This is a genomic window from Enterococcus sp. DIV0876 (genome assembly GCF_050529585.1).
Taxonomy (GTDB): Bacteria; Bacillota; Bacilli; order Lactobacillales; family Enterococcaceae; genus Enterococcus_D.
Map to the genome: position 1 here is coordinate 2,808,795 of NZ_CP172882.1, position 14,888 is coordinate 2,823,682.

The window sequence follows — 14,888 nt, forward strand, 5'->3', positions numbered from 1 at the left end:
ACCTATTCTCAGTATTTGAAACTAAGGATCTATTCTCTAACGCACCATTGTAACCGCTAACAATATTTTCTATACTGAACACGTAGTAAAAATTGAAAGGGGATGTTTAAAAAATGATGGAAAAGATTCAGCGCTTCGGCGGCGCCATGTTTACACCAGTTCTCTTATTTTCATTTTCAGGTATCATGGTGGCGCTCTGTATTATTTTCAAAAATCCAATGTTGGTTGGCAGTATTGCTACAGAAGGCACGACATGGTATTCCATCTGGACGATTATTGAAAATGGTGCTTGGACTGTGTTCAATCAGATGGAACTGCTTTTCGTCATAGGTTTACCGATTGGTTTAGCCAAAAAAGCAAACGCACGTGCAGCCATGGAGGCATTCGTCGTGTATATCACATGTAATTATTTTATATCCGGTATGATCGAATACTTTGGTGATTTCTTTGGTGTCAATTTTGCTGCAGATCCTGGTGGCGAGAGTGGGTTAAAGTTAATTGCCGGAATCAAAACGTTAGATACAGGTATCATCGGTGCTATCTTTATATCCGCAATCGTCGTTTATTTGCATAATAAATTTTTTGATACAAAATTACCTGATTTTCTTGGTATTTTCCAAGGCTCTTCCTTCATTGTGATTTTGGGCTTTTTCATCATGTTGCCAGTAGCCTTCCTCATTGCTTTGATTTGGCCAAAAGTACAAGCAGGAATTGGTTCCATGCAGGGATTCTTGGCAAGTGCTGGTGTCTTTGGCGTTTGGTTATATACCTTCTTAGAACGAATATTGATCCCGACAGGCCTCCATCATTTTGTTTATACACCTTTTGTTTTTGGTCCTGCAGTAGTAGAAGAAGGAATTTCCAAGTATTGGATGACACACTTACAAGAATTTGCGCAATCAAGTACACCATTAAAACAACTATTTCCTGAAGGTGGATTCGCACTTCACGGAAATTCAAAAATATTTGCTGCCCCTGGTATTGCAGCTGCTTTTTATTTTACTGCTAAACCCGAGAATAAGAAGAAAGTATTAGCCATTTTGATTCCTGCCACGCTAACTGCTGTCTTGGCTGGGATCACAGAACCACTAGAGTTTACCTTTTTGTTCATCTCTCCCCCGTTGTTTGCAGTCCATGCCGTTCTTGCTGCTACAATGGCGGCAACCATGTTTGCTTTTGGGGTCGTTGGCGACATGGGCGGCGGTTTTATCGATTTGTTAGCAAAAGTTTGGATTCCTTTATTCCAAAATCATAAATCAATGATATTCACTCAGTTATTGATTGGTTTGGCTTTCACCGCCATTTATTTTTTGGTTTTCCGTTTCTTGATTTTGAAATTTAAGTTGGCGACACCTGGAAGAGAAGAAAACAATGCTGAAGTAAAACTTTATTCTAAAAAAGAATACAAAGAAAAAAAAGCCGCAAATGGTGCACCCTTGATTGCCGGTGCAAATCGTTATACTGAACAAGCTGCTATATACTTAGAAGGCTTTGGTGGGCGTGACAATATCGATAAAGTGACCAATTGCGCAACACGCCTTCGTATCACAGTAAAAGATCAAGATCAAGTGTTGCCAGATGACATTTTTAAAGATGGCGGCGCCCATGGAGTTGTTAGAAATGGGAATGCGTTTCAAGTCATTGTTGGATTAGATGTTCCTCAAGTGCGTGAACAATTTGAAAAATTATTAATGATCAACGAATAGAAAGGAAGAATGACAAATGAAAAAATTCTCAATCGTTATTGCTGGAGGCGGCAGTACCTTTACACCAGGTATCGTTTTGATGTTGCTTGAACACTTAGACCGTTTTCCAATTCGTCAAATCAAGTTTTATGATAACTTGGCAGAACGCCAAGATAAAGTTGCGCAAGCTTGCGCAATTTTGTTAAAAGAACGTGCCCCAGAAATAACGTTTTTAGCAACTACTGATCCTGAAACAGCATTTACCGATGTTGATTTCGTAATGGCACATATTCGTGTTGGCTTATATGCAATGCGTGAAAAAGATGAAAAAATCCCTTTGAAATATGGCGTTGTTGGTCAAGAAACTTGCGGGCCTGGGGGGATAGCTTATGGTATGCGCTCAATCGGCGGTGTGCTAGAATTGGTTGATTATATGGAAAAATATTCCCCGCAAGCCTGGATGTTGAATTATTCCAATCCAGCCGCAATTGTTGCCGAAGCAACCAGAAAATTACGACCTCATGCCAATATCATTCATATATGTGACATGCCAGTCGGTATTGAAGAACGTATGGCCCAATCAATAGGGTTATCTTCTCGTAAAGAGCTGATTGTTCGCTACTATGGGCTAAATCATTTTGGCTGGTGGACGGATATTCGTGATAAATCAGGAAAAGATTTAATGCCAGCAATTAAAGCGCATGTTGCTAAACACGGCTATTCCTTACCAGAAGAAATCGAAGCATCTCAACACACAGATGCAAGCTGGTCACACACGTTTGCCAAAGCCAAAGAAGTATATGAAATCGATCCATCTACTTTACCTAATACGTATTTGAAATATTACTTTTTCCCACAAGATGAAGTTGCGCACGCCAACCCAAATTTCACCCGCGCCAATGAAGTGATGGCCGGCAGAGAAAAACATGTCTTCGGTGAATGCCAAAGAATCATTGAAAATCAAACAGCCAAAGATACTTCATTAGCCGTCGATGAGCACGCTAGCTACATTGTCGATTTGGCTCGAGCTATTGCTTATAATACACAAGAACGAATGTTGTTGATTGTGCCAAATGAAGGAGCAATTGTCAATTTTGACCAAACTGCTATGGTGGAAGTTCCTTGCATCGTTGGCAGCAACGGGCCCGAACCTATCACACAAGGCACTATCCCTCGATTCCAAAAAGGGATGATGGAGCAACAAGTTGCTGTCGAAAAATTAGTGGTTGAAGCGTGGGAAGAAAAATCCTACCATAAACTATGGCAGGCAATGATACTATCGAAAGTTGTTCCTAATGCTAGAGTAGCAAAAGAATTACTAGATGACTTGATCGAAGCAAATCAATCGTTCTGGCCAACACTCCATTGATTTGCATGCTCCCCGATTCCCTCTTTTTCAGTTATACTTAAAGAAAGGGAGGGAACTTTTTTGAAATTACAGATTTTGATTCAACAGCATCAGTCAGATTTAAGTATTCTTGATCGTGAAATTTTGGACTATATCCTCAAAAATGAAGGCGCTATCTCTGACCTGAATATTATTGATTTGGCCCAACGTGTCCATGTCTCCAAGTCATCAATTTTACGTTTAACAAAAAAACTTGGGTTTTCTGGTTATTCCGAGTTTAAATATTTCATGCGCAATCAACAGAAATTGACGCAAGTGAAAACTCCTGATAAATCTATATTTGATAAGCAAATGGATGATATTCTTGCCACCCTTAATTATATGAAAAAGGTAGACTTAGATGTCCTCAATCAACTATTTGATCAAAGCAAAACGATTTACTGTTATGCTACTGGATTTTCACAAAAAAAAGCCTTAGAAGAGTTTTCTAAAATGATGTTGTCGATGGAGAAAAGGGTCATTGTGTTGCCAAATAAAACCGAATTCGATATGGTTATGCCAATGATCACTTCAGAAGATTGTGTAATCATCGCATCGTTGAGCGGAGAAACAGAAAATATCAAAGAAAATATCAGTACATTTTCTATCCGCAAAATCCCTGTGCTTTCTTTAACCGCACCTGGAGACAATTACTTTGCACGTCACACAACTTTTCATCTCACTTATTTCTGCGATTTCTTTCAAATAGGACGAAAAAAAATTCCTAGTCAATCATTGATTGGGCTTAATTGCTTAGTTGATTATTTGATTCGTTCTTATGGCCAATTCACACTAAAGGAGAAGGAATATGACTAAACGACGTTTCTCATTCCAACATATTCTGTTGGCCTATTGGCTAGTCATTGTTGGCGCATATTATTTATATCTGTCCCTGACGATCATGACCCAACATATGACATTACAAACCTTGCTAGTATCAAATCCTTTGTTTGCCTTAGGTATTTTACTGACTAGTATAATGTTGATGCAAACAGGTTCTTTATATTATATTGCCAAATTTTCACAAAGTAAGCATGGTTTGCTGGGGAAATATCTTTTTATTTTGTTTTGTCAGCAAATCATAACGGGTAACCTGATTGGTGCCGGTTTAATATTTATGTGTCGCAATCAGTCAAAAGATCAAACAGAATACGCAACCCCGATTGAAAAAGGGATCGTTTACGGTTCAAGTGTGATCAGCATCAGTCTAAGTTTACTTGTTTTATTGATTCTTTATAGAACGTGATTATTTTATTCAGCTTTACTGGACATTTCAAATACGGTCCGTCTTTTATCTCATTTACGCATTTGGTTTGATGACAAAAAAAAGGGAATCTTTGCAAGATTCCCTTTTTGCTATCCTTCTGTCAATGTCAAAACAGCTTTCACGCCAAAATGATCACTAACGATCGGTACACGATTGCCATCAAAAACAACTTCATATTCTTGGACAGCAACATTTCCTGTGACAAATACATAATCGATCCGCAAATGACCTGCGTTTTCTTGCCAACCATCAATCGCTTTATTTACGGTCGCAGCCCCTGTTGTCTTTTGTGACAAGGTAAACGCATCTTGTAATCCCAACGGACTATCCAATACAAGCTGATAACCAGGGCTGGATTCATCGTTGTTAAAATCACCTAAGATCAAAATATTGTTTGTCGCTTCTTGCAAAAATGCTTCGGTTTGCTGCCATTCATAAGCGAATTTCCCTTGATCCCACCACGAGAAATGACAGCTTACTACTTGGACCATTTTGCCCGCAACTTCTGTCAAGCCGCTAAGGTTTTTTCTTGTCGTATGATCTAATACATCGTTGGCTTTGGAAGCCAAATATTCCGTGGCCACAATAGGCTGCTTAGATAGCAACGCATTGCCTTCATGATAGCGGTCGTAGCCGATATGGCTATAACTCCACGACCAATAATATTCAATATCCATGATTTCTAATGCTTCAACCAAGCGCAAAGCAAAATTGTCTTCTTTGATATCTACAGAGGCTTGTGTTGGACAATAAGAACCATCAGGGATTATCGTTTGCGCAGTGATACTTTGATTGACTTCTTGTAAGGCAATCACATCATAGTCCCCTGCCGCGATTTCTTGGGCGATGATCTGCAGCTTGTCTTCTGCCTGTTCTTCTAACCAACTATGGGTATTTAATGTTAAAACTTTCATGGTTGCTCCTATCTTTCCATCACTGATCCTTGCAAAAAATCCATCGGGTCAATCAAACTGACCCGATGGTTTATTGTATTATACTTTGATCGTTCCAACAACTGTCCGCCCAGATTGCTGGCCAGTTTGTGTTAAGGTAAATGTATCGATTTGATCAGTGTTGGTGATCACGACAACGATATCCGTTTCCTTGCCAGCAGCTTTGACTGCGGCAATATCCATTTCAGCTATCGCTTCTCCTTGGGCGACTTGCTGTCCTTCTGCTACGCGAACGGTGAAAGGTTTTCCTTCCAATTCAACTGTATCTAACCCCATATGAACAAGAATCTCGATGCCATTATCTGTCAGTAAACCAATCGCATGTTTCGTTGGGAAGACATTGGTCACCTGTCCAGCAACAGGTGCGTATACCGTCTTGTTTTCTGGAATCACTGCAAAGCCATCCCCCATCATCTTATCAGCAAAAACTTGATCATTGACTTCATTGATTGGGATAACTTTCCCATCAGCAACAGAGCTGATTTCTACCGTCAATCCTTGACTTTTATGTGTTTCTGCTGCAACTGTCGGCTCTGAAACCGTTGCTTTGGGAATAGCGACACCTGAATCCAAAGCATCTTGGATATCCGATTTCAACACATCAGCTTTCGGTCCGTAGACAGCTTGAACCCCGTTGTCTTTAACGATCAACCCTAGGGCCCCAGCAGCTTTCCAAGATTTTTCATCTCCTACTGATTCCCGGTCTTTAACAGTTACCCGCAAACGGGTCATACAAGCATCGACATCGCTGATGTTTTCTGGGCCACCCAACAAATGAATAATTTTTACCACCTGTGAATTAGGATCCAGTGTTCCATCTGCGGCGGTTGTTGCGGTAGTATCGCTTGCCCCTTCAACTTCATAATTGCCGTTTCGGCCAGGAGTGGCAAAATTGAATTTCTTGATCAAGAAGTTCGCTAAGAAATACATACCCACACCAAATGCAATCGTTACAAGTACAAAATTGATCAAGTCTTGACCCAACCCAGCATTGATCGCCATTGGTGTACGCGTCAGCAACTCAATGTTCCCAAAAGAATGGACCCGCAAATTGACGATATCTGCCATAGCAAAAGCGGCTCCTTGAACGACAGCATACACGATATACAATGGTACCGCAGCAAACATGAACATAAACTCTAATGGCTCTGTCACTCCTGTCAAAAAGACAGCAATGGCAGCTGAAAGATACATTGACGTATACTTGTGCCGTTTATCCGCATCGACATTTCGATACATTGCATAAGATAAGCCCATCAAAATACCAGAAGAACCAATCATTTGTCCCACCTTGAAACGTGCCGGTACAAAATTCTCTAACAAGAATTGATATTGCGACGTATCACCAGCATTGCGCATGTTGACCAAGTCAGTCGCCCATGCCAACCATAATGGATCTTGACCAAAGACTTGCGTTCCGGCTTGCGCACCAGAAAGAATCGTATATGTTCCCCCTAGTTCTGTATAGTTGATTGGAATCGTCAACATATGATGCAACCCAAACGGTAATAACAATCGTTCTAACGTACCAAATAAAAATGGTGCCAAAACGGGTGCACTTTCTTGCGATTGTGCGATCCACAACCCAAAGTTATTGATTCCGGCTTGAATATATGGCCAAACAATTGAAAGAACCAAAGCGACCGCCACAGAACGTGCGATCACCACAAAAGGTACAAATCGTTTGCCGTTGAAAAATGATAGCGCATCCGGTAATTTGCGGAAATTATAATATTTGTTATATGCTGTTGCGCCCACAAATCCAGCAATGATCCCAACAAAAACCCCCATATTCAAAGCGGGTGCTTCCAATACACTAGTGAAGAATCCGTCGATCATAATTTTTGTACCAAACAAGGTATGCGTAAAAGCACCTTCTTCTGTCAGCATGGCACTTGTCACACCAAAGATCGATCCGGTGATCCGATTGATCAATACAAAAGCGATCCCAGCTGCAAATGCCCCGCCAGCTCGTTCTTTCGCCCAACTACCACCGATTGCTAATGCAAATAATAAATGCAGGTTACCAATAATTGCCCAACCAATGTTTTCAATCACGCCCCCAGTAGTGACCAACGCTCCCCAATCGGCATTGATCATCGGGATCGTTTTACCGATACTGATCATCAAGCCCGCTGCTGGCATCACTGCCACAACGACCATCAATGCTTTCCCGAATTTTTGCCAAAATTCGAAACTAAATAATTTCTTCATCTTCTTTCCTTCCTTTCTGAAACGATTTACGCAATCGGTTTCTTTACTTTTTCATTCTAACCAAGAAAAAAGATTTTGTAAACCATCAACTTCTAAATATATTTTATAAATCATTTCGAATAAAATATAGCAAATTGCTCAAAAACACAAAAAACAAATGAAATGCAACAACAAACACTTGACGACGCAATCGTTTGCGCTTATGATGAATTTATCATAAGAATTCTGGAGGGGTAGTTCATGAAAAAAATTCAACGCTTGTTTGAAATCGATCCGTGGAAAATCGCCACGTCAACGTTAGATAAAGAAAACCGTCGCTTACAAGAATCATTAACCAGTATTGGTAACGGGTATATGGGGATGCGGGGTAATTTTGAGGAGCAGTATAGCAGTGACCATCATTTAGGGACTTATATTGCAGGTGTTTGGTATCCAGACAAAACCCGCGTTGGCTGGTGGAAAAATGGCTACCCTGATTATTTCGGTAAAGTCATCAATGCGGTCAATTTTATTGCAATGGATCTGTATATCAATGATCAGCAGGTCGACCTTGCAAAAACCAGCCCCACTGATTTTCACTTAGAATTGGATATGCAGTCTGGTATTTTAAGCCGAACGTTCACGGTTTCTTTAGGGGGCGCGACCGTAAAATTTTCTTTTGAGCGTTTCTTAAGTATCGTCAAACGAGAACTTGCTCTGATCAAGATGGAGGCAGAGGTTTTAGATGGCCACGCTGAGATCAAAATCGTTTCTAAACTAGATAACAACGTCCACAATGAAGACAGTAACTACGATGCGCGTTTTTGGGAAGAATTGGCCGATGGGAAGACGTCTGATTTCAGCTATTTAACGACGCGCACAGTAGAAAACAATTTTGATATTGAACAATTCACCGTTACTTCTGCGATGCATCATGATCAAACTCCGGAAGCATCGATGAAGAGTGAATTATGTGTTGCAGATACTTTCCGATTTACTGGTGAAGCGGGCGCAACCTTCTCTTTATTGAAAGAAGTATTGATTATCACAAGCCGTGATGTGCCAGCTCATGACCATCCTGCAAAAATCACAGAATTAGCTACATTGTATACTGGATCATATGAAGATTTGCGAGAAGAACAAGTCAACGCTTGGAAAGCACGTTGGGCTTTGGCAGACGTGATCATCGAAGGAGATGCAGCAGCACAACAAGGGATTCGTTTTAATCTGTTCCAGTTATTCTCCACCTATTATGGGGAAGATGAGCGTTTGAATATTGGACCAAAAGGGTTCACAGGCGAAAAATATGGCGGGGCGACCTATTGGGATACTGAAGCCTATGCTGTGCCATTGTACTTGGCATTAGCTAAACCGGAAGTTACCCGCAATCTATTGAAATATCGTCACAATCAGCTGCCTCAAGCCCACATCAATGCCCAAAAGCAAGGCTTGGCAGGCGCGTTATACCCAATGGTGACCTTTACTGGTATTGAATGTCACAATGAATGGGAAATCACCTTTGAAGAAATCCACCGTAATGGTGCGATTGCTTATGCCATTTATAATTATACGAATTATACTGGTGATACGAACTACTTGAAACAAGAAGGTTTGGAAGTATTGACCGCGATTGCGCGTTTCTGGGCAGACCGTGTCCATTACTCTAAACGCAACCAAGCTTACATGATCCATGGCGTGACCGGCCCGAACGAATATGAAAACAACATCAACAACAACTGGTACACCAATAAAATGGCGACTTGGGTCTTGACTTATACCTTAGAAAACTATAAAAAGTTCAAAGAAGAAACGAGTGTGACGATTTCTGCAGAAGAACAGGCCAAATGGCAAGATATCATTGACAATATGTACTTCCCAGAAGATCAAGAACTAGGGATCTTCGTCCAACATGATACATTTTTGGACAAAGACCTAATGCCAGTGGCTGATTTAGATCCTGCACATTTGCCATTGAACCAAAACTGGTCTTGGGACCACATTTTGCGTTCTTGCTTCATCAAACAAGCAGATGTCTTACAAGGTATTTATTTCTTTGGCGATCAATTTACTCAAGAAGAAAAACAACGCAACTTTGATTTCTACGAACCAATGACCGTTCATGAATCTTCGTTGTCACCTAGTATCCATGCAATCTTAGCGGCAGAATTAGGGATGGAAGAAAAGGCCTTAGAAATGTACGAACGAACTGCGCGCCTTGATTTGGATAACTACAACAATGATACAGAAGACGGGCTGCACATCACCTCTATGACCGGCAGCTGGTTGGCGATCGTTCAAGGCTTTGCCCAAATGAAAACTGATCATGATCATCTAGGGTTTGCGCCATTCTTACCAAGTACATGGCACAGTTATGCCTTCCATATCAATTACCGCGATCGTTTGATCTTTGTTTCTGTGAACGATACAACTGTCACATTAAAGAAAATCTCCGGTGATACTTTGCCAATCAAATTATATGGTGAAGACTACATCTTAGAAGAAGAAGTAACAGCTGCCATCGTTTAAGACATGACCGAAAGAAGAAATGTGCGCATTTCTTCTTTCTTTTGATTGGTCCTACCATTCCAATCCCACTTTATGATACTATAAGCTAAAAAAGGAGGAGAAGCAGTGAGTATAACGGTCAAAGATGTGGCCAAAAAAGCTGGGGTTGCTACCTCTACGGTCTCCCGTGTCGTCAACAATCATCCAAGTATATCAGAAGATACCAAAAAGAAAGTCCGCAAAGTGATGGCAGACATGGGGTATGTCCCCAATCTGGCTGCCCGAAATCTGGGCAAACAAATTTCCAGTGCCATCGGTGTGATTTTGCCCCCACTGGATTCTAAAGAACGGCTAGGCAATCCATTTTATTTAGAAACCATTGAAGCCATCAACGAAGAGGCCCGCCACCACCAAATGACAGTTGCTGTTGCCTCTGCCCGAGATTTCGATACATTATTAAAGAACGTTGAACGCATGCATCTGCAAAAACAAGTCGATGGCTTCATTCTCGTTTATTCCGATGAAAAAGATCCCATCATTGACTATTTGGTCGACAAAGAAGTTCCTTTCACATTGATTGGCCAGCCATACAGCAACGAAGACAAAATCGTTTTTGTCGATAATGACAACCAACTGCTTGGAAAACAAGCGACTGAGCATTTGATTGCCCAAGGGCATACCCATATTTTATTTGCGACCAACACAACCCATGAAAACCTTTATTTCGAGCGTTTTTTTGGGTATCAAAAAGCGATGATGCTGGCAAACTTGCCTTTTTATCCTGCACTGACTTTTGAAAAAGCGGAGGATTATGTGACTTTTGAAGAAATCATTAAAGATACGCAAGCAACTGCTATTGTAGTGATCGATGATCTTTTTGCTGTCCGCATTATCCAATTAGCAGAAATGTATGGGATCAAAGTACCTGATGACTTATCTGTGATCAGTTTCAACAATTCGATTTTTGCCACATTGACACATCCTTACCTGACCAGTATCGATATCAATATTGTGTCCTTAGGCAAGATTGCTACTGAACGATTGATGGCTCAATTGAATCACGAAGATTCCAACGGGGTGCAATTGGTCGTACCGCATAAGCTGATCAAACGCGAGACTGTCTTGAACTTGCATCATGTGAACCATGGATGATCAATAATCTACACAAAAAGAACACCGCAAAAAAAGCGGCACCAAATCATCATTTGGTGCTGCTTTTTTTAAGTTATCAGTTATTTATAGTCTTTGCTTTCTAAACGGAACAATGGACTCATCGGTGTATTTTCATGGATCCGTTTGACCGCTTCACCCATTAGCTCTGCACATGAGATATAGAACAATTTTTCTGGGTGACGGGCGTCATCTGTCCAACAAGAATCAGTGACACAAATATGTTCGATCATCGATTCATCAAGGATCTTTTTGGCTGGAGGTGAAAGTAAGGCATGAGAGGCACAAGCATATATTTCGGTCGCCCCTGCTTCTTTCAATAGTTCTGCAGCTTTTGCCAACGTACTACCAGTGTTCAAAATGTCATCGACCAAAATACACTTTTTGCCTACGACATCTCCGATAACATAGCCGCCTTCAGCTTCATCCTGATCAACGATCGCGATTGCTGTATCCAAATATTCTGCCAAACTTCTGGTTCTTTGCACGCCGCTGTTTTTTGGTGAAACAACGACATATTCATCTCCGGTCATCCCTTGTTGGCGGTAATAATGGGCAAATAAAGGAATCGTAAATAAATTATCGACTGGAATATCGAAAAATCCTTGCACTTGGACTGCATGGAGATCTAAAGTCAGTATGCGTGAAGCGCCTGCTTCTACCAACATATTGGCGATCAATTTGGCTGTGATCGGTTCATGCGGATTCGCCGTACGGTCTTGACGGGCATAGGCATAATAAGGTAAGACCACGTTAATGGTTTTTGCACTAGCTCGCTTCATCGCATCGATCATGATCAACAATTCTAAATAATGGTCATTAACGGGTTCATTGGTCGACTGAATGATATAAATGTGATCACCACGGACACTTTCTTCAATATTGATGGCGATTTCTCCATCACTAAATTGTGTAACTTTCGATTTTCCTAGTTCCGTTCCAAAAACTTTCGCAATTTTCTCTGCCAATGGTACATTGCCATTCAAACTAAAAATTTTTAACGAACTATCTTTATAACTCTCGCCCATGATTGCCTCCAATGAATATGGTTATTTTTATCTATTCTAGCATATTTCTATCTTATTTTTAAGTCTCACATTCAGGGCAACGTTACTGTGCCGTTGACCCAACTTGCTGGAATCACTTTTTTATAGTTTCCCCAGTTGTCATGGACTTTAAAGAACCGTTCTCCCGCTGCTGTCTCTTGATAGGCGTACGCGACTACCCAATGATTGCCATAGGTACTGCCTAAAGGTTTTAATATCCCGATGATGACAGGTTTTCCTTGATCGATGCGCTTGCAAGCCCGTTGCCAACCACCGATCATGGTTGCGCGCCCGCGATACGGCAATTGAAAGTGATCAAAATAGCGGCTCAAGCCATGGGCAACTTGCCAAGCAATCGTCGGCATCCCATGTGGTTGGATCGTCATCCGCAAAAATTCTGTCACAGCAGTGAGATCTCGTTGATGTTTTTTTCGAAATGCTTTAGGAATGATCGATTCGTCGATATAATCTTGATAATAAGCCAAAAAAACAGCAGCTGCATACGTTCCGCATAAATAACCAGATGGGGTGACCCACTGCCGATACAAACGAAACCGTTCCTCTGGGATGCCTTGCCATACGGATTCATCCATCTAAATCACCTTCCTTTTCTCCTATTATACCTTAGATTCCCCAGCAGACTGTTGGGAATCTCTTTTTCCCAAAAAAACTTTTCTTTGCGTCCTTTTGATTTTTGTTTCATAATAGGGGAAAGCGAGAGGAGCGAAAGACATGACAACCCTGTTAAAAGATGATTTTTATGATTATGTAAATGGAGAGTGGATGGAAACTGCAGTGATTCCTGCTGACAAACCTGCTACAGGTGGATTTCAAGATTTAGTAGATGGCATTGATACTTTGATGATCTCCGAATTCGAGAATATGGCCAAAGATGACCATGCAACACCAAAAGGCCGAATGAAAGATGCTGTGGCTTTTTACCGCTTAGCAAGCGACTTTTCAACACGTGATACTGCGGGCGGTGCAGAAGTCTTGCCGATTCTAGCAAAAATCGAAGCCTTATCTTCCTATGAAGATTTGAATCAACAACTTGACCAATTTATTTTAGACGGCATGGCATTACCTTTCCAATTTGATGTCGATTCTGACATGAAAAATGCCAAAATGAATACCCTATTGGTTTATCCTCCAGGAACGATTTTACCAGATAAAACCTATTATACAGATAATCCGCAAGCAGAAGAAATGCTGCAAGTCTATTTCGATGCAGCGGTTAAATTACTGGTGGCTTATGGTAAAGACCAAGCAACAGCCGAAGCATTGGTGGAACAAGCGATCGCTTTTGATAAATTGATTGCGCCCCATGTACGGAGTGCTGAAGAAAGTGCGGATTACAGCAAAAATTATAACCCGCAAACTTTAGATACCTTTGCAGCCCATTCCTCCCATATCGATTTCAAAACAACATTGACTGCGTTGTTGTCTGCCGCACCAGAGTCGTTGATCGTCACAGAGCCCGACTATTTTGACGCTTTCGATCTTATCGTCTCTCTTAGTCATTTTGAATTATTGAAAGGGTGGATGATCGTCAACCAAAGTCTAAAATATACGGCCTATTTAAGTGAAGAGATTCGCCAGTTAGGTGGTACCTATAGCCGTTATTTATCTGGTATCGACGAAGCAATGCCCCAGCAAAAAGCGGCTTACTATCTGACGATTGGTCAATTTAGCCAAGTGATCGGTGATTATTACGGACGGAAATACTTTGGGGAGACCGCCAAAAACGATGTCAAACATATGGTAGAAACCATGATTGGTGTCTATCAAGACCGCTTGACCAACAATACATGGCTCAGCCAGAAAACCCGTGAAAAAGCGATCATAAAACTAAATAATCTGGGCATCCATGTTGGATATCCAGATCAAATTCCGGCGATCTATGATCAATTTCGTACAGATGCAGCTTCTTCTCTATTGCAAAACGCTTTGCGCTTTGGCCGTTTGTTGCGTGAAGACAGCTTCAAAAAATGGCAGCAACCAGTTGACCGCGATGAATGGGAAATGTCAGCAGCTACAGTCAATGCCTACTACCATCCATTCAAAAATGTGATTGTTTTCCCGGCAGCGATTTTACAAGCACCATTTTATAGCCTAAACCAATCTTCAAGCGCCAATTATGGCGGGATCGGTGCGGTCATTGCCCATGAGATTTCTCATGCATTTGACAACAATGGCGCCAAATTTGATGAATTTGGCAATCTGAACAATTGGTGGACGGACGAGGACTTGGCGCACTTTGAAACACTGGCTCAAGACATGATCGCCGCATTTGATGGTGTGCCATTTGCTGGCGGAACCGTCAATGGGACTTTGACCGTTTCTGAAAACATCGCCGATGCAGGCGGTCTGAGTTGTGCTTTAGAGGCAGCTGAGAAAGAAGCTGACGTATCGCTAGAAGATTTCTTTATCAATTGGGCGAAGATTTGGCGTACCAAAGCCAAAGAGCAGTATCAACAATTACTACTCTCTATTGATGTCCATGGACCAGCCAAACTTAGAGCCAATCTGCAAGTCCAAAATATCGATGCCTTTTATACAACTTTCGATATCAAACCAGGCGACCCCATGTACCTTGCCCCAGAAAAACGGGTCCATATTTGGTAAAAAAACATACATCACGGAAATGGTTGTTCAGCCATTCCTGTGATGTATATTTTTCTT

At 41.3% G+C, this 14,888-nt stretch carries 11 protein-coding genes; 7 read left to right on the top strand and 4 right to left on the bottom strand.

The genetic code is table 11. The features are described from left to right. Window positions 1-113: 113 nt before the first annotated feature. From IGI41_RS13320 to IGI41_RS13335, 4 genes are read left to right on the top strand one after another with little or no spacing between them, the layout of a single operon-like run. The gene (locus IGI41_RS13320) at window positions 114-1,706 is read left to right on the top strand and encodes an alpha-glucoside-specific PTS transporter subunit IIBC (protein WP_430610253.1); all 1,593 of its coding nucleotides are present in this window, start codon (window positions 114-116) and stop codon (window positions 1,704-1,706) included. A gap of 16 nt (window positions 1,707-1,722) precedes the next feature. Then, entirely contained in the window at window positions 1,723-3,054 is a 1,332-nt protein-coding gene (locus IGI41_RS13325; RefSeq protein WP_430610254.1) for a 6-phospho-alpha-glucosidase, read from the top strand. 60 nt (window positions 3,055-3,114) lie between these two features. Further along, complete coding sequence (locus IGI41_RS13330) at window positions 3,115-3,888, top strand: MurR/RpiR family transcriptional regulator (protein ID WP_430610255.1); 774 nt, start codon at window positions 3,115-3,117, stop codon at window positions 3,886-3,888. After that, a complete protein-coding gene (locus IGI41_RS13335) occupies window positions 3,881-4,318 on the top strand; it encodes a hypothetical protein (protein ID WP_430610256.1) in 438 nt (145 codons plus the stop codon). The genes IGI41_RS13330 and IGI41_RS13335 overlap by 8 nt, the downstream gene beginning before the upstream one ends. 110 nt (window positions 4,319-4,428) lie before the next feature. On the opposite strand, the gene IGI41_RS13340 is transcribed toward IGI41_RS13335, so the two are convergent. Further along, window positions 4,429-5,253, bottom strand: a complete 825-nt coding sequence (locus IGI41_RS13340) for an endonuclease/exonuclease/phosphatase family protein (protein WP_430610257.1) — start codon at window positions 5,251-5,253, stop codon at window positions 4,429-4,431. Window positions 5,254-5,331: 78 nt separating this feature from the next. Then, window positions 5,332-7,506: a PTS transporter subunit IIBC gene (locus IGI41_RS13345; RefSeq protein ID WP_430610258.1), complete on the bottom strand. Its 2,175-nt coding sequence runs from the start codon at window positions 7,504-7,506 to the stop codon at window positions 5,332-5,334. Window positions 7,507-7,746: 240 nt separating this feature from the next. Between IGI41_RS13345 and IGI41_RS13350 the strand changes: the two genes are divergently transcribed. Both IGI41_RS13350 and IGI41_RS13355 read left to right on the top strand, forming a co-directional pair. Further along, window positions 7,747-10,011, top strand: a complete 2,265-nt coding sequence (locus IGI41_RS13350) for a glycoside hydrolase family 65 protein (protein ID WP_430610259.1) — start codon at window positions 7,747-7,749, stop codon at window positions 10,009-10,011. Between the two features lie 105 nt (window positions 10,012-10,116). Beyond that, on the top strand, window positions 10,117-11,142 hold the full coding sequence (locus IGI41_RS13355; protein WP_430610260.1) for a LacI family DNA-binding transcriptional regulator: 1,026 nt from the start codon (window positions 10,117-10,119) through the stop codon (window positions 11,140-11,142). A gap of 80 nt (window positions 11,143-11,222) precedes the next feature. Here IGI41_RS13355 and IGI41_RS13360 read toward each other — a convergent pair whose 3' ends face one another. Together IGI41_RS13360 and IGI41_RS13365 are read right to left on the bottom strand one after the other, a co-directional pair. Next, entirely contained in the window at window positions 11,223-12,188 is a 966-nt protein-coding gene (locus tag IGI41_RS13360; protein WP_430610261.1) for a ribose-phosphate diphosphokinase, read from the bottom strand. Window positions 12,189-12,259: 71 nt separating this feature from the next. Further along, window positions 12,260-12,799 carry a C39 family peptidase gene (locus tag IGI41_RS13365; RefSeq protein ID WP_430610262.1) on the bottom strand — a complete coding sequence of 180 codons (540 nt, stop codon included), beginning with the start codon at window positions 12,797-12,799 and terminating at the stop codon, window positions 12,260-12,262. Window positions 12,800-12,938: 139 nt separating this feature from the next. Here IGI41_RS13365 and IGI41_RS13370 point away from each other — a divergent pair, with 139 nt between their 5' ends. After that, entirely contained in the window at window positions 12,939-14,831 is a 1,893-nt protein-coding gene (locus IGI41_RS13370; protein ID WP_430610263.1) for a M13 family metallopeptidase, read from the top strand. Window positions 14,832-14,888: the final 57 nt, after the last annotated feature.

Coding starts and splice junctions, on each gene's coding strand:
- IGI41_RS13320 (WP_430610253.1), top strand. CDS start 114: ATGATGGAAAAGATTCAGCGCTTCGGCGGCGCCATGTTTACACCAGTT.
- IGI41_RS13325 (WP_430610254.1), top strand. CDS start 1,723: ATGAAAAAATTCTCAATCGTTATTGCTGGAGGCGGCAGTACCTTTACA.
- IGI41_RS13335 (WP_430610256.1), top strand. CDS start 3,881: ATGACTAAACGACGTTTCTCATTCCAACATATTCTGTTGGCCTATTGG.
- IGI41_RS13340 (WP_430610257.1), bottom strand. CDS start 5,253: ATGAAAGTTTTAACATTAAATACCCATAGTTGGTTAGAAGAACAGGCA.
- IGI41_RS13345 (WP_430610258.1), bottom strand. CDS start 7,506: ATGAAGAAATTATTTAGTTTCGAATTTTGGCAAAAATTCGGGAAAGCA.
- IGI41_RS13350 (WP_430610259.1), top strand. CDS start 7,747: ATGAAAAAAATTCAACGCTTGTTTGAAATCGATCCGTGGAAAATCGCC.
- IGI41_RS13360 (WP_430610261.1), bottom strand. CDS start 12,188: ATGGGCGAGAGTTATAAAGATAGTTCGTTAAAAATTTTTAGTTTGAAT.
- IGI41_RS13365 (WP_430610262.1), bottom strand. CDS start 12,799: ATGGATGAATCCGTATGGCAAGGCATCCCAGAGGAACGGTTTCGTTTG.
- IGI41_RS13370 (WP_430610263.1), top strand. CDS start 12,939: ATGACAACCCTGTTAAAAGATGATTTTTATGATTATGTAAATGGAGAG.